Source organism: Bradyrhizobium sp. HKCCYLRH3099, from assembly GCF_051167855.1.
Taxonomy (GTDB): domain Bacteria; phylum Pseudomonadota; class Alphaproteobacteria; order Rhizobiales; family Xanthobacteraceae; genus Bradyrhizobium.
This window is the reverse complement of sequence record NZ_JBNPTW010000017.1, coordinates 128,484-154,988: the sequence shown is the minus strand read 5'-3', so window position 1 is coordinate 154,988 and position 26,505 is coordinate 128,484. Positions and strand designations below refer to the sequence as shown.

22 protein-coding genes are annotated in these 26,505 nt (G+C 66.3%); 1 reads left to right on the top strand and 21 read right to left on the bottom strand.

Annotation, left to right across the window (positions count from 1 at the left end):
* Nucleotides 1-8: 8 nt before the first annotated feature.
* The 15 genes from mmsA to ACQR1Y_RS26945 all read right to left on the bottom strand — a co-directional run bounded on the left by mmsA (nt 9) and on the right by ACQR1Y_RS26945 (nt 16,825).
* Nucleotides 9-1,559, bottom strand: a complete 1,551-nt coding sequence (mmsA, locus tag ACQR1Y_RS27015; protein WP_434857206.1) for a multiple monosaccharide ABC transporter ATP-binding protein — start codon at nt 1,557-1,559, stop codon at nt 9-11.
* Nucleotides 1,560-1,684: 125 nt separating this feature from the next.
* The gene (gene chvE / locus ACQR1Y_RS27010) at nt 1,685-2,755 is read right to left on the bottom strand and encodes a multiple monosaccharide ABC transporter substrate-binding protein (RefSeq protein WP_315721474.1); all 1,071 of its coding nucleotides are present in this window, start codon (nt 2,753-2,755) and stop codon (nt 1,685-1,687) included.
* 140 nt (nt 2,756-2,895) lie between these two features.
* A complete protein-coding gene (locus ACQR1Y_RS27005) occupies nt 2,896-3,777 on the bottom strand; it encodes an SMP-30/gluconolactonase/LRE family protein (protein WP_434877165.1) in 882 nt (293 codons plus the stop codon).
* 2 nt (nt 3,778-3,779) lie between these two features.
* The gene (locus ACQR1Y_RS27000; protein WP_434877041.1) at nt 3,780-4,859 is read right to left on the bottom strand and encodes an aldose epimerase family protein; all 1,080 of its coding nucleotides are present in this window, start codon (nt 4,857-4,859) and stop codon (nt 3,780-3,782) included.
* 3 nt (nt 4,860-4,862) lie between these two features.
* Entirely contained in the window at nt 4,863-5,789 is a 927-nt protein-coding gene (locus ACQR1Y_RS26995) for a Gfo/Idh/MocA family protein (RefSeq protein WP_434877042.1), read from the bottom strand.
* A 3-nt stretch (nt 5,790-5,792) separates the two neighbouring features.
* Complete coding sequence (locus ACQR1Y_RS26990; protein WP_434877043.1) at nt 5,793-6,722, bottom strand: dihydrodipicolinate synthase family protein; 930 nt, start codon at nt 6,720-6,722, stop codon at nt 5,793-5,795.
* Between the two features lie 10 nt (nt 6,723-6,732).
* Nucleotides 6,733-8,469, bottom strand: a complete 1,737-nt coding sequence (locus ACQR1Y_RS26985) for an IlvD/Edd family dehydratase (protein ID WP_434857210.1) — start codon at nt 8,467-8,469, stop codon at nt 6,733-6,735.
* A complete protein-coding gene (locus ACQR1Y_RS26980; RefSeq protein ID WP_434857211.1) occupies nt 8,466-9,209 on the bottom strand; it encodes a FadR/GntR family transcriptional regulator in 744 nt (247 codons plus the stop codon). Before ACQR1Y_RS26980 ends, ACQR1Y_RS26985 begins: the two co-directional genes overlap by 4 nt.
* The gene (gene yjfF, locus ACQR1Y_RS26975; protein WP_434877044.1) at nt 9,206-10,231 is read right to left on the bottom strand and encodes a galactofuranose ABC transporter, permease protein YjfF; all 1,026 of its coding nucleotides are present in this window, start codon (nt 10,229-10,231) and stop codon (nt 9,206-9,208) included. The genes ACQR1Y_RS26980 and yjfF overlap by 4 nt, the downstream gene beginning before the upstream one ends.
* Nucleotides 10,231-11,220 carry an ABC transporter permease gene (locus tag ACQR1Y_RS26970; protein ID WP_434857213.1) on the bottom strand — a complete coding sequence of 330 codons (990 nt, stop codon included), beginning with the start codon at nt 11,218-11,220 and terminating at the stop codon, nt 10,231-10,233. The genes yjfF and ACQR1Y_RS26970 overlap by 1 nt, the downstream gene beginning before the upstream one ends.
* On the bottom strand, nt 11,217-12,767 hold the full coding sequence (locus ACQR1Y_RS26965) for a sugar ABC transporter ATP-binding protein (RefSeq protein ID WP_434877045.1): 1,551 nt from the start codon (nt 12,765-12,767) through the stop codon (nt 11,217-11,219). The genes ACQR1Y_RS26970 and ACQR1Y_RS26965 overlap by 4 nt, the downstream gene beginning before the upstream one ends.
* Before the next feature lie 238 nt (nt 12,768-13,005).
* Nucleotides 13,006-13,971 carry a galactofuranose ABC transporter, galactofuranose-binding protein YtfQ gene (gene ytfQ, locus ACQR1Y_RS26960; protein WP_315721483.1) on the bottom strand — a complete coding sequence of 322 codons (966 nt, stop codon included), beginning with the start codon at nt 13,969-13,971 and terminating at the stop codon, nt 13,006-13,008.
* Nucleotides 13,972-14,209: 238 nt separating this feature from the next.
* Nucleotides 14,210-14,854: a bifunctional 4-hydroxy-2-oxoglutarate aldolase/2-dehydro-3-deoxy-phosphogluconate aldolase gene (eda, locus tag ACQR1Y_RS26955; RefSeq protein WP_434877046.1), complete on the bottom strand. Its 645-nt coding sequence runs from the start codon at nt 14,852-14,854 to the stop codon at nt 14,210-14,212.
* Nucleotides 14,851-15,777 (bottom strand): sugar kinase, encoded by a 927-nt coding sequence (locus ACQR1Y_RS26950; protein ID WP_434877047.1) that lies wholly within the window; start codon nt 15,775-15,777, stop codon nt 14,851-14,853. Before ACQR1Y_RS26950 ends, eda begins: the two co-directional genes overlap by 4 nt.
* Nucleotides 15,778-15,793: 16 nt before the next feature.
* Nucleotides 15,794-16,825, bottom strand: coding sequence for an L-idonate 5-dehydrogenase (locus ACQR1Y_RS26945; RefSeq protein WP_434877048.1), 1,032 nt, complete (start codon nt 16,823-16,825; stop codon nt 15,794-15,796).
* 183 nt (nt 16,826-17,008) lie between these two features.
* Here ACQR1Y_RS26945 and ACQR1Y_RS26940 point away from each other — a divergent pair, with 183 nt between their 5' ends.
* Nucleotides 17,009-17,743: a TonB family protein gene (locus tag ACQR1Y_RS26940; RefSeq protein WP_434877049.1), complete on the top strand. Its 735-nt coding sequence runs from the start codon at nt 17,009-17,011 to the stop codon at nt 17,741-17,743.
* A gap of 18 nt (nt 17,744-17,761) precedes the next feature.
* Here ACQR1Y_RS26940 and ACQR1Y_RS26935 read toward each other — a convergent pair whose 3' ends face one another.
* The 6 genes from ACQR1Y_RS26935 to ACQR1Y_RS26910 form a co-directional block, all read right to left on the bottom strand.
* Nucleotides 17,762-19,177 carry an FAD-binding oxidoreductase gene (locus ACQR1Y_RS26935; protein ID WP_434877050.1) on the bottom strand — a complete coding sequence of 472 codons (1,416 nt, stop codon included), beginning with the start codon at nt 19,175-19,177 and terminating at the stop codon, nt 17,762-17,764.
* Between the two features lie 121 nt (nt 19,178-19,298).
* Entirely contained in the window at nt 19,299-20,975 is a 1,677-nt protein-coding gene (gene nikE, locus ACQR1Y_RS26930; protein WP_434877051.1) for a nickel ABC transporter ATP-binding protein NikE, read from the bottom strand.
* Entirely contained in the window at nt 20,972-21,832 is an 861-nt protein-coding gene (locus ACQR1Y_RS26925) for an ABC transporter permease (RefSeq protein ID WP_434877166.1), read from the bottom strand. The genes nikE and ACQR1Y_RS26925 overlap by 4 nt, the downstream gene beginning before the upstream one ends.
* A 2-nt stretch (nt 21,833-21,834) precedes the next feature.
* Nucleotides 21,835-22,866 (bottom strand): ABC transporter permease, encoded by a 1,032-nt coding sequence (locus ACQR1Y_RS26920; RefSeq protein ID WP_434877052.1) that lies wholly within the window; start codon nt 22,864-22,866, stop codon nt 21,835-21,837.
* A 296-nt stretch (nt 22,867-23,162) separates the two neighbouring features.
* Nucleotides 23,163-24,782, bottom strand: a complete 1,620-nt coding sequence (locus tag ACQR1Y_RS26915) for an ABC transporter substrate-binding protein (protein ID WP_434877053.1) — start codon at nt 24,780-24,782, stop codon at nt 23,163-23,165.
* Nucleotides 24,783-24,893: 111 nt separating this feature from the next.
* Nucleotides 24,894-26,309, bottom strand: coding sequence for an FAD/NAD(P)-binding protein (locus tag ACQR1Y_RS26910; protein WP_434877054.1), 1,416 nt, complete (start codon nt 26,307-26,309; stop codon nt 24,894-24,896).
* Nucleotides 26,310-26,505 lie beyond the last annotated feature (196 nt).

Below are 26,505 nucleotides of genomic sequence, written 5' to 3'. Positions count from 1 at the left end.
CCGGCCGCTTAGGCGGCCGTCTCCTGGTTCTTAAGGGCTTCGTTGCGCATGATGGCGCGCATGATCTTTTCCTGCGTCGCGTCCGGGCCCGCGAACTCGCCGACGAAGGCGCCGTCGTTCATCACGCAGATCCGGTCACAGATACCCAGCAGCTCGGGCATCTCCGACGAGATCACCACCACACCCCGGCCGGCGTCCGCAAGCTCCTGGATGATACAGTAGATCTCATATTTGGCGCCGACGTCGATGCCGCGGGTCGGTTCGTCTAGGATCAACACCTTGGGATCGGTCATCAGCCATTTCGACAGCACCACCTTCTGCTGGTTGCCGCCGGAGAGCTGGCCCGCTTCCTGATAGACGTCCGAGCAGCGGATGCGCATGCGACCGCGGTAACCGGAGGCCGCCTTGAGCTCGGCGATGTCGTCGATCACGCCCTTCGGCGCGACTTGGGAGAGGCTGGCGAGCGTGATATTCTTGCGGACGTCGTCGGCCAGGATCAGGCCGAGCTGCTTGCGGTCCTCGGTGACATAAGCGAGGCCGGCATCGATCGCAGCGGGCACGCTGGTGAGGTTGACATCCTTGCCCTCGAGCCGGGCGCGGCCCGAGATGTTCACGCCCCAGGAGCGGCCGAACAGGCTCATCGCGAACTCGGTGCGGCCGGCGCCCATCAGCCCGGCGATGCCGACGATCTCGCCGCGGCGCACCTGGAAGTCGACGTTCTTGATGACGCGGCGGTCCGAGTGCTGCGGATGGAACACCGTCCAGTTCTCGACCGTGAACACCGGCTCGCCGATCTTCGGCTGGCGCTCCGGGAAGCGGTGCGCCATGTCGCGGTTGACCATGCTCTTGATGATGCGGTCCTCGAGCACCGGCTCGGCGCGGCAGTCGATGCCGTCGACGCTGCGGCCGTCGCGCAGCACGGTGATGCGGTCGGCGACGCGGGAGACCTCGTTGAGCTTGTGGGTGATCAGGATCGAGGAGATGCCCTGCTCGCGGAAGGCGACGAGGCGGTCGAGCAGCGCGGCGCTGTCGGCCTCGTTGAGGCTGGCGGTCGGCTCGTCCAGGATGAGAAGCTTGACTCGCTTGGACAGCGCCTTGGCGATCTCGACCAGCTGCTGCTTGCCGACGCCGAGATCGGTGATCAGGGTGTCCGGGGATTCCTTCAGGCCGACCTGCGCGAGCAATTGCTGCGTCCGGCGATAGACCTCGTCGCGGTCGATGACGCCGAAGCGCGACGGCGCGTGCGACAGGAAGATGTTCTCCGCGATCGACATCAGCGGGATCAGCGCAAGCTCCTGGTGGATGATGATGATGCCGAGCGCCTCGGAATCATTGATGTCGCGGAACTTGCGTTCCTCGCCCTCGAAGATGATCTGGCCCTCGTAGCGGCCGTGCGGATAGACGCCGCTCAGCACCTTCATCAGGGTCGACTTGCCGGCGCCATTCTCGCCGACCAGCGCGTGGATTTCGCCGGGCTCGACGGCAAAGCTGACGTCGCGCAGAGCCTGCACGTTGCCGAAGCTCTTGCTGACGTTGCGCATTTCCAGGATTGCGGTCATCGTGTCATGTCTCTGTTCTGACGCCACTCAGTTCTAGCGCCACTCGCCCCCGCCGCGCGAGCTCCAATAAGATGTCCCTCCCCCCGGAAGACCGGGGAGAGGGCTGCTTGTCTGTTAGACCGAGATCACTCGAACTGCGACTTCTTGTAGTAGCCGCTCTCGACCAGGACCTTCTCCCAGTTGCTCTTGTCGACCACGACCGGCTTGAGCAGGTAGGACGGCACGACCTTGACACCGTTGTTGTAGGTCTTGGTGTCGTTGACCGGGACTTCCTTGCCGGCCAGCGAGGCGTCGACCATGTCGGCGGTCACCTTGGCGAGATCGCGGGTGTCCTTGAAGATGGTCGAGTACTGGTCGCCGCGCAGCATCGCCTTGATCGACGGCACCTCGGCATCCTGGCCGGAGATCACCGGCATCGGCTGATCGGCGCTGCCATAGCCCACGCCCTTCAGCGAGGAGATGATGCCGATCGAGAGGCCGTCATAGGGCGACAGCACCGCGTCGACGCGCTTCTTGCCGTAGAAGGCGCTCAGCAAATTGTCCATGCGGGCCTGGGCGGTGGCGCCGTCCCAGCGCAGGGTCGCGACCTTGTCCATGCCCTTCTGGCCGGACCCGATCACCAGCTTGCCGGAGTCGAGATAGGGCTGCAGCACCGACATCGCGCCGTTGTAGAAGAAGTAGGCGTTGTTGTCGTCGGGCGAACCGCCGAACAGCTCGATGTTGAACGGACCCTTGCCGTCCTTCAGCCCGAGCTTGTCGACGATCGACTGCGCCTGCAGCACGCCGACCTGGAAGTTGTCGAAGGTCGCGTAGTAGTCGAGGTTCGGCGTGTCGCGGATCAGGCGGTCATAGGCGATCACGGTGATGCCCTTGGCCTTGGCCTGCTTCAGCACGTCCGACAGCGTGGTGCCGTCGATCGCGGCGATGACCAGCACCTTGGCGCCCTTGGTCACCATGTTTTCGATCTGCGAGAGCTGGTTCGGAATGTCGTCCTCGGCATATTGCAGGTCGGTGGCGTAGCCGCGATCCTTCAGCACCTTGACGATGTTGTTGCCGTCGTCGATCCAGCGCGCCGAGGACTTGGTCGGCATCGCGATGCCGACGGTGCCCTTGCTCTGCGCCATGGCGGCGCTGGACAGCGCCAGGGCGCCGAGGCCGGCCAACGCGGCAGCCATGATGGTCTTGAAATTCAGCATGCTTCACTCCCTCTTGGATTTTCGAACTCTTGAACTTTTCGAACTCTTGGATTTTCGATTTTCAACGAGACTACGCGATTGCGTATCGTGATACCAGTTAGCTGTTAGGCTGAACGACGCTCGACTGATTGTTCCTCCTCTCAGATCGACAGCACGACGTCGGGCTCGGCGCGTCCCCTTGCGCCGACATCGAGAAGAAAGGTCTGGCCGTGGCCGGGGTCGGCCGCCTTGGCCGCCGTGTCCATGTCCTGCCAGGCCGATGTGACCAGCAGGCGCGACAGATCGGGGCCAACGAAGGCGGGACAACTGGCCTGGCTGGCGGGAACCGCGACGCTGCGCAGATGCTCGCCCTGCGGGCTGTAGACGTCGACACAACCGCCGCCCCAGCGCGCGTTCCAGATCCGCCCCTCGGCATCGACCACCGCGCCGTCGAGCCCACCGATCCCGGTATGGCGCAGCAGCACCTCCGGCTCGCCACGTGGCAGCCCGGTCTGTGGATCGAGCGCGACGCGGTAGAGCACGTTCTCGTCGGTGTCGGCGAAATAGCCGGTCGCGCCATCAGCGGTGAAGCAGATTGCGTTCGGGATGGTGACGTTCGGAAAGAGACGGACGATCTCGCCGCGATGCAGCGCATAGATCGCGCCCAGCCCGCGCTCGGCCTTGCGGCCCATGGTGCCGATCCAGAACGTGCCCGAGGGATGCACGCGCGAGTCGTTCGACCGCGTCGCCGGATTGTCGGCCTCGAGCGGGAGATACAGCGACAGCGCGCCGTCGGCGATGGTTCGGATAAAGAGCCCGTCCTCGGCCACGATCAGTTGCCGCTTCGCATCGATCCGGCCGAGCGCGCTCGCCATCTTGCCCAGGACATGACGGCGAACCTCGCCGCCGCCGATCTTGGCCTCGAACAGCAGGCCTTCGCGGATGTCGAACCACCAGGCGGTGTCGGTCGCGCGATCGTAGGTCGGTCCCTCGCCGAGATGGCAATGCTCGGCGCAGAGGATCGTGGTCGGCACCTGCTCCATCATCATGTCGACGCTCCCGTGGTCGAGAAGCGATAGATGGTCTCGTGCTTGTAGACCTCGTCGGGCGCCAGCCGCGCGCTTGGAAAATCCGGACGGTTCGGCGTGTCCGGCCAGACCTGCGGCTCCAGGCAGAGCGCATCGGACTGCCGGAACACCCTGCCCTTGCCGCTGACGGTCGCGTCGATGTAGTTGCCCGAATAGACCTGCAAGCCGGGCTGATCGGTGTGCAGCTCCATGACGCGCCCCGAGCGCGGCGACTCCAGCCGGGCCGCGAAGCGCACGCCGTCGCCCGCGCGCAGGCAGAAATTGTGGTCGTAGCCGCGGCCGCATTTGATCTGCGCATCGTCGGCGCGGATGCGCGCGCCGATCGCCTGCGCGTCGCGGAAATCGAACGGCGTGCCGGCAACGTCGTGCGGCGGTCCCGGCAGCGGAATCGCCGTCTCGTCGATCGCGAGATAGTGGTCGGCCGCCAAGGTCAGTCGATGATCGAGAATGCCGGTGCCGGCCGCGAGGCCATCAAGATTGAAGAAGCTGTGGTTGGTCAGGTTGACGATCGTGGTGCGGGTCGTCCGCGCCGCGAAGGTCACCGACAATTCCATCGGCCCAGTGAGCTGATAGGTGACGCGGACGTCGAGCCGTCCCGGATAGTTCGCCTCGCCGTCCGGGCTGACATAGAGCAGCGTCACCGAGGGCTGCTCGCCGTCCTCGATGGCGACGATCTGCCAGAGCTTGCGGTCGAAACCGTCGGGCCCGCCATGCAGCGCATGCGCGCCGTCATTGGCCTCCAGGCGCACGTCGTCGCCATCCAGCGTGAAGCGCGCGCCGGCGATGCGGTTGGCGTAGCGTCCGACCGTGGCGCCGAAGAACTTGCGGAGCTTGACGTAGCTCAAGAGGTCGTCATGGCCGAGCACGACATCGTCGACGGCGCCGTTCGCGTCCGGCACCAGCAGCGCCTGCAGCGCGGCGCCGAAGGTGATGATCCGCGCCTCGAAGCCGCCGGCGCCACGCAAGGTGACGCGCTCGACCTCGCGGCCATCAGGCAGGCTGCCAAACACATCCCTGGTGATCCGGGTCTCGGCCATGGCTTAGTCCTCGAACGGCTCGACGATGTTGCGGCGGCCGAGCAGGAAGGAATCGGCCACCAGTCGGAGCGGCGCCAGATCGACGTCGCTGGCGCCAGTCTTGGTCAGTTCGACGAAGCGGCGATAGAGGCCGGGATATTCCCGCTCCTTCTCGTCGATCATCACCTGATCATCCGCGGTCATGCGCGCGCCGCCGAGCGACAGCTTCAGCTGCCCTGCATCGGTCTCGATGCGGATGTCCCAGCTCTGCGGCCCGGTCTGACGGAAGTCGAACTCGGCCGCGATCGGCAGTTCGCTCGCCGTGGACATCGAGAGATTGGCCGCGATCGGCGCCTGGCAGTTCGACGGGAACGACAACTCGGCCTCGGTGACGAACACCGGCTCCGGCAGGATGCGCGTCAGGATCGACAGCGCGTTGATCCCTGGATCGAACACGCCGAGCCCGCCCGGCTCCCAGATCCAGGCCTGACCCGGATGCCAGACGCGGACGTCCTCCTTCCAGTCGATGCGCACACTGCGGATCTCGCGCTGCGCCAGCCACGCGCGCGCAGGCTCGACGGCCGGCGCGTAGCGAGAATGCCAGGTGGCGAACAGCGTGCGCTGCTTCTTCGCCGCGAGCGTGACCAGCGGATCGAGCTCGCTCACGGCGGCGCCCGGCGGCTTTTCCAGCATGACGTGCTTGCCGGCCTCGAGCGCGACCAGGGCCTGGGCGCGGCGGACCTGCGGCGGCGTGCACAGCGACACCGCGTCGATCTCCGGCCCGTCGCGCAGCAGTTCCTCGATCGAGCCGAAATGCGGCAGGCCCGGCAGCGAGGCGTTGCGGCTCGCCACGGCGGTCAGGGTCACGCCCTCGGTGGCGGCGATCGCCGGCACGTGCTGGTCTTTGGCGATCTTGCCGAAGCCGACGATGGCGACACGAAGCTCGCTCATGGCTCAGCGTCCCCAGCGCAGCACGAGCGGATCGAGCCGGCGCGCGATCTCGATCAGGCCCTTCTGCGTCGCCGGATGGATCGGCGGCTGGGGCGCGCGCAGCGTATCGTGCTTGATCACGCCGCCCTCCTTCATCAGGATCTTGCAGGTCGCAAGGCCGCACTGGCGGTTCTCGTAGTTGATCAGCGGCAGCCAGCGCTCATAGGCCGCGGCCGCCGCGTCACGATCGCCCGCGAAATACGGATCGATGATCTTCCTGATGCCGTCCGGATAGCCGCCGCCGGTCATCGCACCAGTGGCGCCGGCGTCGAGATCGGCCATCAGGGTGATCGCCTCCTCGCCGTCCCACGGGCCCTGGATGTCCGCGCCACCCGCCTCGATCAGCGCGCGCAGCTTGTCGGCGGCGCGCGGCACCTCGATCTTGAAATAAGCGAGGTTCTCGATCTCCTTGGCCATGCGCGCGAGCAGCGGCACCGACAGCGGCGTGCCTGCCACAGGGGCGTCCTGCACCATGATCGGAATCGAGATCGCGTCCGACACGCCGCGATAGAACTCGTAGATCGAGCTGTCGGGCACGCGGAAGGTTGCGCCGTGATAGGGCGGCATCACCATCACCATCGCGGCGCCCTTGTCCTGCGCGCGGCGCGAGCGCTCGGCGCAGACGAAGGTCGAGAAATGCGTGGTCGTGACGATCACCGGCACGCGGCCGGCGACATGCTCCAGCACCGTGGTCATGACGAGATCGCGCTCGTCGTCGGTGAGTACGAACTGCTCGGAGAAGTTGGCGAGGATGCAGATGCCGTGCGAGCCGGCATCGATCATGAAGTCGATCGCGCGCTTCTGGCCCTCGAGGTCGAGGCGGCCGTCGGCGTCGAAGATGGTCGGCGCGACCGGGAAGACGCCCTTGTAGAGCTTTTTGGCGGAAGCGGTCATGGGCCCCTCTTTAGTGATTGTCGCGCGGCACCGGCGAGCCGGTGCGGCCGACCAGGAAGTCGAAATCCACGCCGCGATCGGCCTGCAGCACGTGATCGATGTAGAGCTTCTGATAGCCGCGATCGGCATGCGGCTTCGGCGGCGTCCATGCGGCGCGGCGCGCGGCCAGCTCCTCGTCGCTGACATGCAGATGCAGCCGGCGGCCGGGAACGTCGAGCGTGATCATGTCGCCGTTCTTCACCAGCGCCAGCGGTCCGCCGACGGTGGCTTCGGGCGCGACATGCAGCACCACCGTGCCGTAGGCCGTACCGGACATGCGCGCGTCGGAGATGCGGATCATGTCGCGCACGCCCTGGCGCAGCACCTTGGCCGGCAGCGGCATGTTGCCGACCTCGGCCATGCCCGGATAGCCCTTCGGGCCGCAATTCTTCAGCACCATGATGCAGGAGGCGTCGATGTCGAGATTGTCGTCGTCGACCGCGTCGTGCATCTCCTCGACGCTCTCGAACACGACGGCGCGGCCGGTGTGGTTCATCAGCTCGGGCGAGGCCGCCGACGGCTTGATGACCGCGCCGTTCGGCGCCAGGTTGCCATTGAGAATCGCGATGCCGGCTTCCGTCTTGAACGGCGTCTCGAACGGCGTGATCACCTCGGCATTGTAGTTCGGCGCTTCCGCCACGTTGTCCCACAGCGTCTTGCCGTTGACGGTGCGCGCGTCCTTGTGCAGCAGGCCACGCTCGCCGAGCGCGCGCAGCACCGCCGGCAGGCCGCCGGCGTAGTAGAAGTCCTCCATCAGGAAGCGTCCCGACGGCATCAGGTCGACGAGGCAATGCACGTCGCGGCACAGCCGGTCGAAATCGTCCAGCGTCAGCTCGACGCCGACGCGGCCGGCGATCGCGAGCAGATGCACCACGGCGTTGGTCGAGCCACCGATCGCCGCCAGCGTGCGGATCGCGTTCTCGAACGCCTGGCGCGTCAGAATGTCCGACGGCTTGAGGTCCTCGTTGACCATCTCGACGATGCGCCGGCCAGCCATGCGGGCCAGCAGATTGCGGCGAGCGTCAGCGGCTGGGATCGCGGCGTTCTCAGGAAGGCCGATGCCGAGCGCCTCGACCATCGAGGCCATCGTCGAGGCCGTGCCCATGGTCATGCAGCTGCCGGCCGAGCGGTTCATGCCGGCCTCGGCCTCGTGGAATTCCTTCAAGGTGATCTCGCCGGCGCGCAACTGCTCGCTCATCGAGATGATGTTGGTGCCGGAGCCGATGATCTGGCCGCGATAGACGCCGCGCAGCTGCGGACCGCCGGAGACGCCGATCGCCGGCAGGTCGGCCGAGGCCGCGCCCATCAGGAGCGCCGGGGTGGTCTTGTCGCAGCCCATCAGCAGCACCACGCCGTCGAGCGGATGCGCGCGGATCGCTTCCTCGACGTCCATCGAGGCGAGGTTGCGGAACAGCATCGCGGTGGGGCGCATCGTCACCTCGCCGAGCGAGGAGACCGGGAATTCGAGCGGATAGCCGCCGGCATCGAGCACGCCCTGGCGGACGTGCTCGGCAATGACGCGGAAATGCGCGTTGCAGGGCGTCAGCTCCGACCAGGTGTTGCAGATGCCGATGACAGGCCGGCCTTCGAAACGGTCCTGCGGCGTGCCGCTGTTTTTCAGGAATGAGCGATAATAGAAGCCCATCTTGTCCTGGCGGCCGAACCACGCCTGGCTGCGCAGCTGCTTGTCTGATTTGTCGTTGCTCATTCCTGGTCCGTTCGTGCAGCCGATTGCGCATGACGCCGCCGGCCGTTGTAGATGACTTCGATCATGGCTTCCGAGGCACCCTCGGGGTCTCCATTGGCGATCGCATCGATGATGCGCTGGTGCCAGACCAGCACGGTGTCGCGATCGGCGGTCTCGACCGGTGCGCTCAACACGAAGGAGGCACGCAGTGCCGCCTCGATGACCGCGCCGATCGAGCGCATGAAGGGATTGCCGGACGCGTTGGCGATCGCGATGTGCAGGGCGAGGTCGGCGTCGGCGAAGGCGACCGAGGTCGACGGCTCGCGCTCCATCTTTGCCATCGCCGTGCGCATGGCTGCGACGTCGTCCTCGCTGCGGCGTTCGGCCGCGAGCGCCGCCGCGCGCGGCTCGATCGCCAGCCGGATCTCGGCGAGGTCGGCGAGGAAGCGTTTGTCGATCCCTGCGTCGAGGTGCCACGCCAGCACGTCCGGATCGAACATGTTCCAGGCGGAGCGCTCGCGCACCACGGTGCCGACGCGGGCCTTGGTCGAGAGCAGGCCCTTGGCCACCAGCGTCTTGACGCTCTCGCGCAGCACCGGCCTGGACACGCCGAACGTCGCGGTCAGTTCGGCATCGCCGGGCAGCCGCGCACCTTCGCCAAGACGGCCCGAGATGATGTCGATACCGATGCTGCGGGCGACTTCGGCGTGATTGGAATGTGCCCGCCGCGTCGGAATCGAGACGATGTGCGACGACGTCATGTCGGCGCCCCTGCAGGCTTGACCTCAGCGGGCTTGACGCCCGCCAGCTTGGCCCCTGCGGGCTTGACGGATGAGCGGCGCGCAAGCGCCATCAGACCTTGCTGCAGCGCAATGAAGACGAACAACAGAACCCCCGTGGCGATCTTGGTCCACCAGCTCGACAGCGTGCCGTCGAAGTTGATGTAGGTCTGGATCATGCCCTGGATCAGGACGCCAAGGAAGGTGCCGATGACCGAGCCCTGCCCGCCGGTCAACAAAGTTCCGCCGATCACGACGGCCGCGATGGTATCGAGCTCGACACCGACCGCCGACAGCGAATAGCCGGCGGCGGTATAGAAGGAGAAGACGATGCCGGCGAGGCCCGCGAGCACGCTGGACAGCATATAGATGCGGATCGTCATCGGCCCGACCGGGATGCCCATCAGCGCGGCCGCCGCGCGGTTGCCGCCGAGCGCATAGACATTGGCGCCGAACCGTGTCAGGTGCAGCATCAGCGCGCAGAGCACCAGGATCACCAGCATCGCGATCGCGATCGCGGTGAGCCGCCCGCCACCCGGCAATTTGATCGCAAAATCCGAAACGGCGCTGTAGATCGGCGCGGTGATCGGGATCGACTCGGTGGACAGAAGGAAGCTGATGCCGCGCGCCAGGAACATGCCGGCCAGCGTCACGATGAAGGGCGGCAGCTCGAAGACGTGGATGACCGTGCCCATCGCGGCGCCGAACAGCGCGCACAGCACCAGCACCAGCGCGAACGCGGCAAACGGCGGAATGCCCCAGCGCTCGATCGCGAGCGCGGTGAACACCGTGGTGAAGCCGATCACCGAGCCGACCGAGAGGTCGATGCCGCCGGAGATGATGACGAAGGTCATGCCGGCTGCGACGATGCCGAGGAAGGCGTTGTCGGTGAGCAGATTGGCGACGACGCGGGTCGAGGCGATGTTCGGGAATTGCAGCGCGCACATCGCGAAGCCGGCGACCAGCACGAAGGCGGTGATCGCAACCGAGGTCGAGGCCTTCATCACTTCGTCCTCCGCCAGCGCGCGGTGAAGCGCGAGAGATCGCCGAGCCGCGGCGACTGCGCCAGCAGCACGGCCAGCACGACGACGGCCTTCACCAGCAGATTGAGCTCCGGCGGATAGCCCGACAGCAGAATGCCGGTGTTCATGGCCTGGATGATCAGCGCGCCGGCCACCGCCAGCACCAGGCTGAAGCGGCCGCCGAACAGCGAGGTGCCGCCGATCACGACCGCCAGGATGGCGTCGAGCTCGAGCCACAGACCCGCATTATTGGCGTCGGCGCCCATGATGTCAGCCGCGGCGATCACGCCGGCGAGCGACGCGCACAGCCCGCACCAGACATAGACCGAGAGGATCATCGCGCGCGTGCCGACGCCCGAGAGCTCACTGGCGCGAGCATTGCCGCCGGTCGCCTCGATCAGGAGCCCGAGCGCGCTGCCGCGCACGACCGCCGCCGTCACCAGCAGCATGCCCAGGGCGATCACCACGGGGGTCGGCAGGCCGAGCACGGCGCCATTGCCCATCCACACCAGGTCCGGCGAGGTGAAGGTGACGATACGGCCTTCGGTGATCAGCTGCGCGATGCCGCGGCCCGCGACCATCAGGATGAGTGTCGCGACGATCGGCTGGATGCGCAGCACGGCCACGAGGATGCCGTTCCACAGCCCGCAGGCCAAGCCGACGGCGAGCGCCGAGGCCAGCACAACCGGGAGCGAATGGGTATCGGCGAGGCTCGCCGCGGTGGCGCCCGCGATCGCCATGACGGCGCCGACCGACAGGTCGATGCCGCCGGTCGCGATCACCAGCACCATGCCGAGCGACAGCAGCGCCACCGGCGTGCCGCGGTTGAGCACGTCGATCACGCTGCCGAAGAGACGGCCGTCCTGCAGATGCAGGTTGAAGAACTGCGGCGACACCAGGCGATCGATCATCAGGATGATGATCAGCGCCAAGGCCTGCGCCATGCCGCGGCGGGGAATGCGGAGCGTCATGATGCGGCCTCGTGCGCCGGCGCGGTGTCGGCGGCGATCGCCGCGAGAATGCTGGAGACCTCGATGGCGTCGCCCTTCAGCTCCTCGACATGCTCGCGATCACGCAACACCACGACGCGGTTCGAGTAGGTGACGATCTCGTCGAGTTCCGAGGAGATGACGAGCAGCGCCAGGCCCTGGTCGCACAGCTCGCGGACCAGACGGATGATCTCGGCATGGGCGCCGACATCGATGCCGCGCGTCGGCTCGTCCAGCACCAGCAGCTTCGGCGACGTCGCCAGCCAGCGGGCGAGCAGCGCCTTCTGCTGATTGCCGCCGGACAACAGCCCGATCGGCCGTTCCGGATCCGGCGGGCGGATGTCGAGCATGCGGATGTAGCGCATCGCGATCTCGTCCTGCTCGCGCCGCGACAGCGGACGGTGCAGCCCGCGCCGCGCCTGCAGCGCCAGCACGATGTTCTCGCGCACGGTGAGATCGGCGACGATGCCCTCGGTCTTGCGCTCCTCCGGGCAGTAACCGAAGCCGAAGCCTGCGCCGTCGCGCGGCGAATTCAGCTTGATGACTTTGCCGTCGATCGTGGCCTCGCCGCTGTCGGCGCGCTCGGCGCCGAACACCAGCCGCGCCGTCTCGGTCCGGCCCGAGCCAAGCAGGCCCGCGAGTCCGACGACCTCGCCGCGGCGCAGCTCCAGATCGAACGGCGCGACATAGCCCTGCTTGCCAAAGCCCTTGAAGCTGACGCAGACCTCGCGCGCCGTGTCGGGCTGGCTCGCAGCGCGCTCATGCGTCGTTTCGGCAAGCTCGCGGCCGAGCATCATGCGGATGAGATCGAGCCGCGGCAGGTCGGCGATGTCGCGCGACCCGATCAACCGGCCATTGCGCAGCACGGTGACGCGATCGCAGATCTCATAGACCTGATCGAGGAAATGGCTGACGAAGACGATGCCGATGCCGCGATCGGCCAGCTTGCGCATCACGCTGAACAGGATCTCGACCTCGTGACGATCGAGGCTCGCGGTCGGCTCGTCCAGGATGAGCACGCGCGCCGACAGATCGACGGCACGCGCGATGGCCGTGATGTGCTGGACCGCAACCGAAAAGCTCGCAAGCGGCGCGCCGACGTCGATGTCGAGACCGTAATCGAGCAGAAGCGCACGCGCCCGCCGCTTCATCTCGCCCTCGCGCACGACGCCGAAACGCGTCGGCTGGCGGCCGAGAAACAGATTCTGCGCCACCGACAGGTTCGGCAGCAGATTCACTTCCTGATAGACGGTGGCGATCCCGGCATCGACGGCGTCCTTGGCCGAGCGCGGCGCAATCTCGCGATCTGCGAGCCGCACAGTGCCGGCGTCGCGCGCGAACACGCCGGTGACGACCTTGATCAGGGTCGACTTGCCGGCGCCATTCTCGCCGAGCAGCGCATGGATCTCGCCTTCACCCAGTGTGAAGTCGACGCCATCGAGCGCTTTCAGCGTACCGAAGCTCTTCGACAGGCCACGGATGTCCAGGAGCGAGGGACGCGTCGCCGGCGGAGCTGAAGGATCAGACATCATGGACTACTTGGCGAGACGATTGGAGATCAGCCAGAAAGCTGACGTCCGCTTAGAATGCGGACGCCAGCACCTATTTTCGTCGTCCCGGCGAACGCCGGGACCCATACCGCGGATGGGTTGATTGAGGCACTTGGCCAATACCGTGCGCCTCATCAGCTTCGGTGGCTATGGGTCCTGGCTCCAGGTGCGCAATTGCGCACAAGGCCAGGACGACGGCAACAGCACAGACCGGGACTTAGTAGCCCAGGCCCTTCTTGCTGTCGTAGACCTTCATCGGCTCGTCGGCCGACGTATAGAGCTTCGATTCGGTCTGGATCCACTTCGGCGGCACCGTGCCCTTCTCCTTGAAGGCGACGATCGCATCGAAGGCAGGACCAGCCATGTTTGGCGTCAGCTCGACGGTCGCATTGGCCTCGCCGGCGGCGATCGCCTTGAAGATATCCGGCACCGCGTCGATCGAGACGGTCAGGATGTCCTTGCCCGGCTTCAGGCCGGCTTCCTTCATCGCCTGGATCGCGCCGACCATCATGTCGTCGTTGTGGGCGTAGACGGCGCAGATCGACTTGCCGCCGTTCTCGGCCTTGATGAAGCTCTCCATCACTTCCTTGCCCTTGGCGCGGGTGAACTCGCCGGTCTGGCTGCGCACGACCTTCAGGTTGGCGTTCTTGGCGACGACGGAGTCGAAGCCCTTCTTGCGGTTGGTGGCGACGCTGGCGCCGACGGTGCCCTGCAGCTCGACGACGTTGCAGTCCTTGCCGCCGACGGTCTTGGCGAGCCACTCGCCGGCGACCGCGCCTTCATGCACGCTGTCGGAGGTGACGGCGGTCAGATAGAGGTCCTTGCCCGCGGGATCGATATCGCGGTCGAGCAGCACGACCGGGATCTTGGCTTCCTTGGCTTCCTTCAGCACGGCGTCCCAGCCCGAGGCCACGACCGGCGCGAGGAAGATGGCGTCCACGCCCTGAGCGATGAAGGAGCGGATCGCCTTAATCTGGTTTTCCTGCTTCTGCTGGGCATCGGCGATCTTCAAATTGATCTTGCGCTTGGCGGCTTCCGACTTCGAGACCGAGGTCTCGGCGGCGCGCCAGCCGGACTCCGATCCGATCTGCGAAAAGCCGACGGTCAGCTCAGCGGCGCTGGCGGAGGTAGCAAGCAGCAGGGCGGCCGTTGCCGAGGCCGCAAACAGGGCTTTCAGGGTCATCAGACGTTCTCTCCCACACAATAAAATCTGTTTTCGATGCGCCACCGCGATCCGCGGTGTCTTCGCACCGTTTCACCGGCCTCAACGGCCGACGGGGTCCGTTATTCCACGGAACCTCGGGGCTGACTAGTCATATTATTTGACTGTAATACTTTTTATGGGAGCAAATTGGCGCGCCGAAGCACCGCCTGGGAGCGGCGGCAATGCGGTTGATATTTGAAGTTGTAGCTACGGACGTTCAGCGCAGGGTCGCCGCCTCGCGGGCCCGCTGCTCGATCGCGGCCCAGGCCCCCGCCTTGATGTCGGATGCCGGAGCGACCCAGGAGCCGCCGATCGCGACGACCTTCTTGTGCGCGAGCCATTGCGCGGCATTGCCGGCGTTGATGCCGCCGGTGGGGCAGAAGCGCACGTTGGGGAACGGACCGGCCAGCGCATCGAGCGCGGCAAGTCCACCGGCCGGCACGGCAGGAAAGAACTTCACCAGTCCATAGCCGCGCGTCACGCAGGCGATCAGATCCGACGGCGTCTGAATGCCCGGCGCGAATGGCAGCTCGCCAGCGTTGGCCGCGTCCAGCAGTTCGATCGACATGCCCGGACTGATCGCAAATGCCGCGCCAAGCCTGGCGGCGCGCTCGTAGTCCGCCGGTGTCAGCACCGTGCCGATGCCGACCTTCGCCTCGGGTACCTCATCGATGATGGCACGCGCGGCATCAAAGCCGGCCTGCGTGCGCAACGTGATCTCGATGACGCGGAGGCCGCCTGACACCAGCGCGCGCGCCAGCGGCACGGCGCGGCCAGCGTCCTCGATCGTGATCACCGGGATCACCGGCGCCAGTGCGAACACCGCCTCGAGCTTCGCGCGCTTGTCCTGATTGTTCATCACGCCTCGCTGAGTGCCAAAATGTCCGTGGGCATCGCCGCAGCCGGGATCACCGCGCCCGGCGACATGATCACAGCGCCTGCGAGCCGGTGGCCGGCCAACGCCGCCTTGCGCGGCGGCGCGCCGTTGATGCGCGCGGCGAGATAGCCGGCATTGAAGGAATCGCCGGCCGCCGTCGTGTCGACCGGCTGCAGCACGGCGGGCGGCGCGATATCGACTAGCACGCCATCGGCATGGATCAGGCAGCCGCGCGGGCCGCGTTTGATCACGACCTCGCTCACCCCGGCATCCCTGAAGCGACGCAGGCAAACTGAGGCATCGGCGTCGTCGAACAGCATCTGCTCGTCCTCGAGCGTCGGCAGCGCGATGTCGACCAGCGGCAGGATGGCGCGGAAGGCGCGCTGCGCGACCTCCCGGCTGGCCCAGCCGCGCGGCCGGTAGTTGCCGTCGAACACCACGCGCGCGCCGCGCTTGCGCGCCACCGTCAGGAGCTCGCGCAGCTTGGCCTTGCCGGTCTCGCCATACAGCGAGAGACTGATGCCGGAGAGATAGATCACGTCGAAGCGCGACAGACGGTCGAGCATCGCCGGATCGGCGCGATCGAACAGCTCGCGCGCCGGAGCCCGGTCGCGCCAGTACAGGAAACTACGCTCGCCCTTGGCGTCGCGCTCGATCATGTAGAGGCCTGGCACCCGGCCCTCGACCCGCAGCACTTGCGAAATATCGATGCCCTCGGCCTGCCAGGCCGCCAGCATCATCGCGCTGAGCGGGTCGTCGCCGAGCGCCGTGACGTAGGACGTGGGCACGCCGAGCCGGGACAAATAGAGCGCCGTGTTGAGCGTATCGCCGCCGAAGCCGCGCCTGAACAGGCTGCCGTCCTCCTGCGCGAACTCCACCATGCACTCTCCGATGCAGGCGACTCTCATCGGCGTAATCCCACGATCAAAACGTCAAATGAACCTTCATCGCGCGGCTTCGATCGCTGGCGAGCTCGAAGGCCGAAATTGCCTCCTGGAACGGCAGCGTGGCGGAGATCAGCGGCTTCACGTCGAGCAGCCCCTCGCCCATCAGCCGCACCGCCAGATCGAATTCACGGTCGAACCGGAACGTGCCGCGCAATTGCAGCTCCTTCGTGACCAGCGTGTTCAGCGGCAGGGTCATTTCGCCGCCGAGCCCGAGCTGCACGATCACGCCGCCCGGCCTCATGACATCGAGCGCCGCGCGCAGCGCGGCCTGGTTGCCGGAGGCCTCGAACAACACGTCGAACGTGCCCTTGCCGGCGCGCCACGGATCGAGCGCTGCGGGTTCGGCACCGACATTGAAGGCGTGGCTCGCGCCGAGCTTGCGGGCCACCGCGAGCGGGGCCTCGGCGACATCGGTCGCGACGATCTCGGCCGCCCCGCCGTAACGCGCGACCAGGATCGCCAGCGCGCCGATCGGTCCGCACCCGGTGACCAGCACACGCTTGCCGAGCAGCGATCCCGCCTGATGCGCGGCGTGCAGGCAGACCGACAGCGGCTCGGCCATCGCCGCCTCTCCGAGCGACAGCGACGGCGCGATCGGCACCGCCTGCGAGGCATGAACGGTGATGAATTCGCGAAAGCCGCCCTGCACGTGCGGATCGCGCATCGCACTGCCCATGAAGCGCATGTCCAGGCACTGGTTGCGCAGCCCCTCGCGGCAATAGGCGCAGTGGCCGCAGGGCAGGCTCGGATTGACGGCAACGCGGGTGCCCTCGGCGATCCCTGTCACCCCAGCCCCCACCGCAGCGACCACGCCGGCGATCTCGTGCCCAAGCGCCATCGGCTGCTTGATGCGGACCGTACCGAAGCCGCCATGATGGTAGTAATGCAGGTCCGAGCCGCAGATGCCGCCGGCCGCGATCTTGACCCGGACCTGCCCCGCGTCCGGCGCCGGGTCGGGTAAGCTGTCGATGCGCAGGTCCTTGGGCGCATGTATCACGACGGCACGCATCAGCCGGGTCTCCCTGTCTTTCTCTTATCCGCCGATCCTAGACCACGAGGAGCCGGGGCCGGCAAGCGCTTCGTTGCGAGGACTGCCCGCCTCAACCGCCCGGCCGGCGCGCCAGCCTGAACAGCCGCGACAACATTGGACCAGAAAGTTAAGGTTGTTTGCCAATCACGGGGTCTCGTCTCAATGCGCCACTTCAGTCTGTTTCTTCTCGTTCTGCTGTCGATATCCGGCACGGCGTTCGCGGACGAGATGGCGTTCAAGCGGCAGCTTCAACAGCACCTCTTGGAAAACAGCTGGGTCATTCCGAGACGGTTGCAGACCAAGGCCGTTGATGTCGGCGTTGTGTTCTCGATCGGCCGGGACGGGAAGCTCTTGGATGCGACTGTCGATCAAAGCTCCGGCTCGCCCGCCGATGATGCGGACCTTCTCGCCAGCGTCAGGCGCATCCGCGCGTTTCCGCGGGTTCCTGACGAGCTGAACGCCCCCTATGAAATCAAGACAACGTTCAATCTGGGGATGCAGCGGCGGATCGGCCACGTCGACCTGCAATGGCCTCCGACCGGTCAGACACCGGCTCGGGAGCTCGCCTATCGCAGCGATGTCCAACACCATTTGCGGCTTCATCTACGCACCTTGCCAGACGGCGCCAATATCCCCGGGGAATCGCATTCGACCATCGCCTTCTCACTCGATCGCGACGGCCACCTCGTCGAGGCCAAGGTCACCAAGAGCTTCGGACGGAAAGCGTTCGATGATCAGACCCTCGCCTGGCTCAGGTCGATTGAACCCTTCCCCCACATGCCCTCGGAGCTGATTTCACCGATCAAACTGACAGCCGAATTGGTATTCGCTCCCAGGGGTGTCTGGAACGACGAAGACGCCCGACGAAAGGTCAACGGCGTCTGCCGGGGCTGCTGATCCGCGCGAAGGTCCGTCTTAAGCCTCGGGCAGCAGCTTGCCCGGGTTCATCAGCCGGTGCGGATCGAGCGTGCGCTTGAGCTGAAGCATCAGCTCGAGCTCGAGCGGCGGCTTGCACAGCGGCATCTCGGAGGTGCGGAGCTGGCCGATACCGTGCTCGGCGCTGATCGAGCCGCGGCGGCGGGTGATCTCGTCGTGGACGAGGCGGGTGATGCGCGGGCCGCGCTCGTAGAACTCGGCTTCGGTCATGGCGAGCGGACGCATCAGATTGTAGTGCAGATTGCCGTCGCCGAGATGGCCGAACACCATCGGGCGGATACCGGGCAGCGCCGCGCCGACGGCGGCATCCATCACATCGACGAAGTCGGCGATCTCGGCGACGGGCACGGCGACGTCGTGCTTCAGCGCCTTGCCCTCGCGCACCAGCGCCTCCGAGACGCTCTCGCGCACGCGCCAGAAGGCCTTGGCCTGGGTGCCGTCCTGCGCGATGACGGCATCGGCGACGAGTCCCTCGGTCATGGCGTCGGTCAACGTGGTTTCGAGCCTCGCCGTCAGCGCGGCCTCCTCGCCGATGTCGCTGAGCTCGATCAGCACGGCCGCCTCAGGGATTGACGCGAACGGAAGCCGCGCATCCGGGATCTGCCGCGTGATCATTTCGAGCGTCGCCGCGGTCAGGAATTCGAACGCGGTGAGGCGATCGCCGCAACGGGCGCGCGAGCGCTGCAGCAGCTTCAGCGCGGCGGCGGCATCGGCGACGGCGACGAAGGCGGTGGCGCGCGCGGTCGGCTGCGGGAACAGCTTCAGCACCGCGCCGGTGATGATGCCGAGCGTGCCTTCCGAACTGATGAAGAGATCGCGCAGCGCATAGCCGGTGTTGTCCTTGCGCAGGGAGCGCAGGCCATCCCAGACGCGCCCGTCCGGCAGCACGACTTCGAGCCCGAGGGTCAGCTCGCGCATCACGCCATAGCGCAGCACGGCGACGCCGCCGGCATTGGCCGCCAGATTACCGCCGACGGTGCAGCTGCCCTCGGACCCCAGGCTGAGCGGGAAGAACAGGCCCGCTTCGCGCGCGGCATCCTGCACCTTGGCGAGCACGACGCCGGCGTCGACCACGATGGTCTGTCCGATCGCATCGACCGCGCGGATGCGGTTCATCCGCGACAGCGACAGCACGATCGCGCTCCCGCTCGCATCCGGCGTGGCGCCGCCCGACAGGCTGGTGTGACCGCCCTGCGGCACCACGGCGACGCGCGCCTCGGCGCAGGCCGCCATCACGGCCGCGACCTCGGCCGTCGATCCGGGCCGTACCACGGCAATCGCTGCGCCATGATACTTGCCGAGCCAGTCGCGCAGATAGGTCGCCTGATCCTGCGGCGCGGTCAGGACATGAGAGGCACCGACAAGACCCTGCAAATTGGTGATCAGCTTCGTCATGACGCGCGCGGAGACCTTTGTCGGTGATCGTTTTGCGATTTTCGCAAACTAACAGGATGGGCGGCGCAGCCCCCAATACCAAGTTGTCCGCCGTCCATAATCGATTGTTATGGGTCCGGACTCAGGCCGTCGCCAGCGCCATCGGCGGGGCGATGTGCGGGACCGCGTCGACCAGCTCGCGGGTGTAGTCGGTCTGCGGATTGGCGAACAGCGCCCGGCTCTCGCCCTGCTCGACGATGGCGCCGGTGCGCAGCACGATGGTGCGGTCGCACATCATGCGCACGACGTTGAGGTCGTGGCTCACGAACAGGAAGGCGAGATTGTCCTCGCGCCTGAGCTTGTTGAGAAGCTGCAGCACCACCGCCTGCACGGAGACGTCGAGCGCCGCGGTCGGCTCGTCGAGCACCAGCAGGCGCGGCTTGCAGGCAATGGCCCTGGCGATGCCGACGCGCGCTTTCTGCCCGCCCGAGAGCTGGTGCGGAAAGCGCTGCAGCAACTCGCGCGGCAGGCCGACGCGCTCGGCGCATTCCTCGACCCGCTGTCGCATCGTGTCGCCCGAGCGCATATTCATCAGCCGGTACAGCGGATGCGCGATGCAGTCGAACGCGGTGTAGCGCGGATTGAGGCTGTCGTTCGGATCCTGGAAGACGATCTGGATGTCCTTGCGCAGCTCGGAGCGGTGGAAGTCCCGCGCCGGAATGCCGCCGATCGATTGGCCGTCGAACAGGATCTCGCCTTCGCTGGGATCGAGCAGCCGGCAGATCATCCGCGAGGTCGTGCTCTTGCCCGAGCCGCTCTCGCCGACCAGGCCGACGCTCTCGCCGCCGCGCATCGTCATCGAGAAGTCGGCGACGCCGATGGTGCCGTCATCAAAGCGCTTGACGATGTTCTTGACGTCGAGCAGCAGTGGCGTGCCGTGCGGCGCAGGCGGCAGCTCGGTCACCTCGACCAGCGGAATCCTGTCGCCGTCCGGCACGAGATCCTCGATGCGCGAGGTCGCGGTCGGGGATGCTGCGACCAGCCGCTTGCTGTAGGGATGTTGCGGCCGGTGGAACAAGGTCAGCGGCTCGGCCTCCTCGACCAGCCTGCCCTGCTCCATCACCACCACGCGCGCGCAATAGCGCGCGGCGAGGCCGAGATCATGCGTGATCAGGATCGTCGCCATGCCGCGGTCGGCCGCGATCTTGGCGAGCAGGTCCATCACCACCTTCTGCGTGGTGACGTCGAGGCCGGTGGTCGGCTCGTCGGCGATGAGCAGCGACGGATTGCAGGAGATCGCGACCGCGATCATCACGCGCTGGCACATGCCGCCCGACAGTTCGTGCGGATAGGCACTCATGCGCCGCTCGGGATCGCGGATCTGCACCGCCTTGAGCAGGTTCAGCGCCTCGGCCAGCGCCTCCTGCCGCGACAGCCGCCGATGCGCGAGGATCGCATCCGCGACCTGCTGGCCGATGGTGCGGATCGGGTTCAACGCCGCGCGCGGGTTCTGAAAAATCATCGACATCGCAGCCCCATGCAGGCTGCGCAGATCGGCGCCGCCAGCACGGGTGATGTCCTGGCCCTTGAAGCGGATGCGGCCGTCGGTAATGCGGCCAGCCTTGTCGAGCAGATGGGTGACGGCAAAACCCGTCACCGACTTGCCGGAGCCGCTCTCGCCGACGAGGCCAAGCATCTCTCCCGGCTGCAGCGACAGCGACACGCCGCGCACGGCCTCGACGAGGCCGCGACGCGTTGAGAAGGAAACCTTGAGGTTCTCGACCTCGAGCAGCGGCGACTGGCTTGCAGATGCGGTCACGTGCGCATCCTCGGGTCGAGAATATCACGCAGCCCGTCACCCAGCAGGTTGAAGCACAGCACCGCGCTCATCAGCGCCAGGCCCGGGAACGCCACCAGCCACCAGCGCCCCGTCGAGATGAAGCGCGCGCCCTCGGCGACCATGATGCCCCATTCCGGCGTCGGCGGCTTGACGCCGAGACCGATGAAGGAGAGGCCCGCGGCATTGAGGATCGCCCAGCCGAGATTGAGCGACATCTGCACCGCCATCGCCGGCAGCACGTTGGGCAGCAGGAAGCGCAGCACCACCGCGACATGGCTCTCGCCGCAGGCGCGCGCGGCCTCGACCCAGCCGAGATTGCGGCGGATGTTCACCTCGGCGCGCGCGAAGCGGATGTAGAACGGAAGGTTGATGATCGCGGTCGCGATCACGATGTTCTCGACGCGGTTGCCGAGCGCGGCGACCATCGCCATCGCCAGCACGAACAGCGGGAACGCCATCAGCACGTCGACGAAACGCCCGACCGCCTTATCGAGCCGGCCGCCGGCATAGCCGCAGAGCGCGCCGATCACCGAGCCGATCGAGAACGACACCGCGACCGCGGTCACCGCGATGGTGAGGTCGAGCCGGCTCGCCACGATCAGGCGGCTCAGCACGTCGCGGCCGAGCTGGTCGGTGCCGAACCAATGCGCCGCGCTCGGCGGCTGCAAGGCGGCCGGCACGTCGGAGGCAATGGGGTCGTAGGGCGCGAGCCACGGCGCGAAGATCGCCATCAGCGCCAGCAGCACGGCACCGCCGGCTGCGATCGCGGTAACGGGGTTGCCGCGCAGCACGAAGGCGGTGTGGCGAAGGGTCGATGAGGTCTCGATCGTGGTCATGCTCATGCCACCGTCGCGCGGGGATCGGCCATGCCGTAGAGCAGATCGACCAGCAGATTGACGATCACGAAGATCGTCGCCATCAGCAGCACGAAGCCCTGCACCGGCGCGTAGTCGGAGACCAGCAGCGCGTCGAGCGCGTAGGACGCGACGCCGGGCCAGGAGAACACCTTCTCGACCAGCACGTTCGCGCCCAGCATGGTGGAGAACACGATGCCGGCGATGGTAATGACGGGGAGGATCGCGTTCCGCAAGGCGTAGGTCACGACGATGCGCCACCACGATAGCCCGACCGAGCGCGCGGTGCGGACGAAATCGCTGCCGAGCGAGACCAGCATCGACGCGCGGGTGATGCGCGCCAGCGGCGCGATCACGAACAGCGCCATCGTAACGGCCGGCAGCATCAGCTGCCGCGCCGCCGCCCACCAGCCCTCGATATCGCCGGCGAGCAGGAAGTCGATGATCAGGAAACCGGTGCGCTGCGGCGGCAGGCTCGCGAAGATGTCGATGCGCCCCGTCGGGTCGGGCGCGAGGCCGAACAGATAGTAGAACACGTAGATCAACAACAGACCGGAAACGAAGGTGGGCACGCAGACACCAAGCGAGCAGAACAGCCGCACGCCGTGATCGATCAGCGATCCCGGCCTGAGCGCAGCGATGACGCCGAGCGGCACCGCCGAAACCAGCGCGATCAGCAGCGCCGTCAAGGTCAGCTCCAGCGAGGCCGGCAGGCGCTCCTTGAGATCCTTGGCGACCGCCTGCCCCGTCATCATCGAGCGGCCAAGATTGCCGCGGGCGACGTCGGTCAGATAGATCACGAGCTGGTTCGGCAGCGGCTTGTCGAGCCCGAGCTGCTTGCGGATGACCTCGATCTCCTCCTTGCCGGCATTGGGACCGGAGGCGAAGAACACCGCCGGATCCCCGGGCAGGACGCGCATCAACAGGAAGGTGAAAACCAGGACGCCGAACAGCGCCGGCAGCGACGAGACGAAGCGTCGTCCCGCCCGCAGCAGAGTTGCGCCGATCGTGTTCATGGGTCTTCCGTCTCCTAAAACAATCCATCGTGAGCGAGGCGCACCGGTCCGCCGGGGCTCGGGATCACCTCTCCCCGCTTGCGGGGAGAGGTCGGATTGCATCGACAGATGCAATCCGGGTGAGGGGGTACAGGTCTCACCACGTGCACTGCCCGTGCGTCTGCCCCTCACCCCAACCCTCTCCCCGTAAGAACGGGGAGAGGGGGCGCAGTTGCAGCGCGGCACGAGCTTTAGTCCAACTTCAGAAGAGCGAAGCTTTCTCTCCCGATGGAAACATCCTGAGCCGCCTGATCGCCCTACTTCCGGCTCAGGTTACGATAATCGACCTGCCGCGTGAACTGGTAGACGTAGCCATCCACCGTCGGCTGCATCACCGCGTCCTGCGCCGCCTGCCAGATCGGGATCTGGAACATCTGGTCAAAATGGATCGCGTTGAGCGCCTTGCCCTCGGCCTCGTATTTCGCCTTGTCGGCCTCGAAACGCGCCTCCTGGGCGATCTTCTCCAGTTCGGCATTGTCGGTCGAGGAATAGTTCCAGCGCTGCTTTCCGGTGTAGAAGTTGCGGTAGAAATAGTCGGTCGACGGCAGCCAGGCGACGATGCCCTCGATGAAGAACGGCAGCTTCTTCTCGTTGATCGCGGTCGACATCTGCGCATCCGGCAGCTTCTGGATATCGACCTTGATGCCGATCTTGCCGAGCGATTCCTTGACGAGCGCGGCCATCGGCTCGGCGGTCGCAGCCTGGCCGACGTTGAAGCTGAACGTCGTGGAGAACCCGTCCGGCATGCCGGCGTCCTTCAGATAGGCCTTCGCCTTCTCCAGGTCGAGCTTGATCGGCTGCGGGATCGGATAGCCGCCGCTCGGCGGCTTGCCGTCGGCCCAGGTCGCGCCGTACAGCGGCGCGCCGCGGCCGAACAAGGCGGCCTTGAACATGTCGTCATAGGGCAGCGCGTAAGCAATGGCGCGGCGCACATTGACATTGTCGAACGGCGGAATGGTGTTGTTCATCGAGATGAAGGTCACCGCATTGTATTGCGGGGTCGAGATCACCTTCAGCTTGCCCTTGCCTTCGAGCGACTGCACGTCGCTGGCCTGCAGATCGATCACCAGATCCGCGTCGCCGCGCTCGACGAGGTTGGCGCGCGTCGCCGGCTCCGGCACCGACTGGATGATCAGCCGCTTGAACGCCGCCGGCTTGTCCGGCGTGCCGCGATTCCAGGCGTCGTTGCGCTTGGCGATCACCTGCTCGCCGGGCTTGAATGTCTCGACGATGTAGGCGCCGCTGCCCGCCGCGTTCTCCTTGGTCCAGTTCAGCGCCCACGGATCTTCAGCGGTGGCATGCGCCTTGGCGAGCTTGGAGTTGATGATGATCGGATAGACGGTGGCGAGGTTCGGCAGCGCCAGCTTGTCCGGCTTCGGCAAGGTGACTTCGATGGTCAGGGGATCGATGACCTTGAACTGATCGGCCGAGGTCAGCGAGCCCGTCAGCAGCTGCGCCTTGCCGAGGATCGGCGCGGTGACGCAACGGTCGAGCGACCATTTGACGTCCTCGGCGGTGACCGGCGAGCCGTCCTGGAACTTGGCATCGGGACGCAGCTTGAAGGTGATCTTCAGGCCGTCGGCGCTGACGGAATAGGATTCGGCGAGCTCGCCGGTGATCGTGTCGAGATCAAACACCCACTTACCATTGAGCTGCTTGCGGCCGAACGACACCAGGCGGTCGTAGCTCGACATCGACAGCGCGAAGGCTTCGCGCGTCGAGCCCGGAATGTTCGGATCGAGCGTATTGACGGTCGCGCCGGTGACATAGCGCAACGTCTCCGCGCGGCTCTGCGCATGCGCCGCAGGCGCCGCGAGTGTCACCGCAAGCAATGCGGTCGCCGCAAACAACGAACGTTTGGACATTTCGAAACTCATCGCCCTTGTTCCCTCATCAGTCTCAAAATCCGGGACTAAAAACATCTGCCGCCAGTCACCGACACTGCCGGCTCATCTGATGCACGCGCATGGTTCACGCGCAGCAGCAAATCACGTGCCACGACGAACCTCGGCCTGTCTCACATCATAGGCCTGGAAGTTGGCCCAATGCTTGTCGATATCAGCCGTGAACAATCCACGCGTCAGTCCATGCACGAGTTTCGGCACCGCCGTCGTCATCGCGTTGATGGACGATCCCGATGCGCCGAAGCTCATCGTCGAGGCGATGGCGAACACATGGATATCGCGGATCCACGGCGTCTCGCCTGCCTTGCGCTCTGATAGCGCGTAGTCGTCAGCGAGATAGGGGAAGGCGCCGAGCCGGTCGTTGCGCTCGCTCTCATCCGGCGTGTAGCGGTCCGACCAGCGCGCGATGTTCGTCGCGAAGCGACGCAGCTCCGGCCGCTTGGTGAAGTCCATCAAGATCCCGGTCGCGCTGATCACGAAGTCCGCCGTGATCTCACCCTTCGCCGTCTGCAGCACGACGCCATCGGAGGTCTCGCGCGCAGCGACCAAGGGCGCTCCTTCATGCAAATGGAACGCGGCGTGGCGGGCGCAGCGATCATAGGTGTGCTGCGGAAACCCTTCGCGCAGCCCCAGGACCGCGTTCATGAAGCGCCAGCGCCAGGCATCGTCGAGCTCGGAGAAGTGCCGCAGGAAGCCGCGGAACGTCAGCCAGCGGTACGGCTGGATCAGCTGGATTTCCGCGCGACGGCACAACAGATCGACGCTGTCAGCACCGGCCTCGAGGGCAACGGCCGCATTGTCGAACGCGGAGGCGCCGGCGCCGATCACCGCGACGCGGCGGCCGCGCAGAGCATCGAAGTCGATCTCGGCGCCGGAATGCGCGCAGCGCGTCGCGGGGAGACTGCGAAGCGGCTCCGGGATGCTCCAATCGCCCATGCCTTCCTGGCCGGTCGCGAGCACGATCTTGCGCGCATAGAGCGCGGTGTCGCCGCCCTTGCTGCGCACCGTCGCCTTGAGCAGTCCATCAGCCGCCGGCGCGATGTCGACGACCTCGCAGCCGTTGCGCATGGGAAGGTCGAGCACCTCACGATACCAGGCGAGATAGTCTGCCCAATATTCGCGCGGGATCAGGTTAAGATCGCGCCAGCTGTCACTGCCGTATTTCGCCTCGTGCCACGCCTGATAGGTCAGGCACGGAATATCGAGATCGGGCCCGGTGAAATCCTTCGGGCTGCGCAAGGTCGGCATGCGCGCATAAGTGAGCCACGGCCCTTCGCGGCCTTCCTCGGCCTTGTCGAGCACGAGGATGTTGCTGACGCGCGAGCGCAGCAGCGCGAACGCGGTCGCAAGACCCGACTGGCCGCCACCGACGATCAGCACGTCGAGTGCAGCCCGGCCGTCGAGACCGGTGACGGGCGTCAACCATGGCATGGTGGGATGGGCGATCTTGGCAAGATCGCTGCGAACCTGGGCTGTCAGCCTGGCGAGACCGTCGCTCATGCTGGCCACCGGATGAAACACGCGCAATCGCGGTCGACACGCTTGCTGTCGCTCACGCTCTCTCCATCAGTCATGTCACCCGGCACATGAAGCTTAGCAAAGCGGACCTGAAGCCTTCCATACCGATTTGTCCGCTGCCCATAACAGCTTGTTATGGGAGGGCCGGCGCGGCTACAGTTGATCCGCACCCGCAGCG

Bases quoted from the DNA above. Each gene is read 5' to 3' on its own strand.
- ACQR1Y_RS26940 (WP_434877049.1), top strand. From the start codon at position 17,009: ATGCGCCACTTCAGTCTGTTTCTTCTCGTTCTGCTGTCGATATCCGGC.
- chvE (WP_315721474.1), bottom strand. From the start codon at position 2,755: ATGCTGAATTTCAAGACCATCATGGCTGCCGCGTTGGCCGGCCTCGGC.
- ACQR1Y_RS26985 (WP_434857210.1), bottom strand. From the start codon at position 8,469: ATGAGCAACGACAAATCAGACAAGCAGCTGCGCAGCCAGGCGTGGTTC.
- ACQR1Y_RS26920 (WP_434877052.1), bottom strand. From the start codon at position 22,866: ATGAACACGATCGGCGCAACTCTGCTGCGGGCGGGACGACGCTTCGTC.
- ACQR1Y_RS26915 (WP_434877053.1), bottom strand. From the start codon at position 24,782: ATGAGTTTCGAAATGTCCAAACGTTCGTTGTTTGCGGCGACCGCATTG.
- ACQR1Y_RS26945 (WP_434877048.1), bottom strand. From the start codon at position 16,825: ATGCGTGCCGTCGTGATACATGCGCCCAAGGACCTGCGCATCGACAGC.
- ACQR1Y_RS26970 (WP_434857213.1), bottom strand. From the start codon at position 11,220: ATGACGCTCCGCATTCCCCGCCGCGGCATGGCGCAGGCCTTGGCGCTG.
- ACQR1Y_RS26965 (WP_434877045.1), bottom strand. From the start codon at position 12,767: ATGTCTGATCCTTCAGCTCCGCCGGCGACGCGTCCCTCGCTCCTGGAC.
- mmsA (WP_434857206.1), bottom strand. From the start codon at position 1,559: ATGACCGCAATCCTGGAAATGCGCAACGTCAGCAAGAGCTTCGGCAAC.
- ACQR1Y_RS26910 (WP_434877054.1), bottom strand. From the start codon at position 26,309: ATGAGCGACGGTCTCGCCAGGCTGACAGCCCAGGTTCGCAGCGATCTT.
- ACQR1Y_RS27005 (WP_434877165.1), bottom strand. From the start codon at position 3,777: ATGGAGCAGGTGCCGACCACGATCCTCTGCGCCGAGCATTGCCATCTC.
- yjfF (WP_434877044.1), bottom strand. From the start codon at position 10,231: ATGAAGGCCTCGACCTCGGTTGCGATCACCGCCTTCGTGCTGGTCGCC.
- ACQR1Y_RS26990 (WP_434877043.1), bottom strand. From the start codon at position 6,722: ATGACCGCTTCCGCCAAAAAGCTCTACAAGGGCGTCTTCCCGGTCGCG.
- ACQR1Y_RS27000 (WP_434877041.1), bottom strand. From the start codon at position 4,859: ATGGCCGAGACCCGGATCACCAGGGATGTGTTTGGCAGCCTGCCTGAT.
- ytfQ (WP_315721483.1), bottom strand. From the start codon at position 13,971: ATGACCCTGAAAGCCCTGTTTGCGGCCTCGGCAACGGCCGCCCTGCTG.
- ACQR1Y_RS26935 (WP_434877050.1), bottom strand. From the start codon at position 19,177: ATGACGAAGCTGATCACCAATTTGCAGGGTCTTGTCGGTGCCTCTCAT.
- ACQR1Y_RS26980 (WP_434857211.1), bottom strand. From the start codon at position 9,209: ATGACGTCGTCGCACATCGTCTCGATTCCGACGCGGCGGGCACATTCC.
- ACQR1Y_RS26995 (WP_434877042.1), bottom strand. From the start codon at position 5,789: ATGAGCGAGCTTCGTGTCGCCATCGTCGGCTTCGGCAAGATCGCCAAA.
- ACQR1Y_RS26925 (WP_434877166.1), bottom strand. From the start codon at position 21,832: ATGACCACGATCGAGACCTCATCGACCCTTCGCCACACCGCCTTCGTG.
- ACQR1Y_RS26950 (WP_434877047.1), bottom strand. From the start codon at position 15,777: ATGAGAGTCGCCTGCATCGGAGAGTGCATGGTGGAGTTCGCGCAGGAG.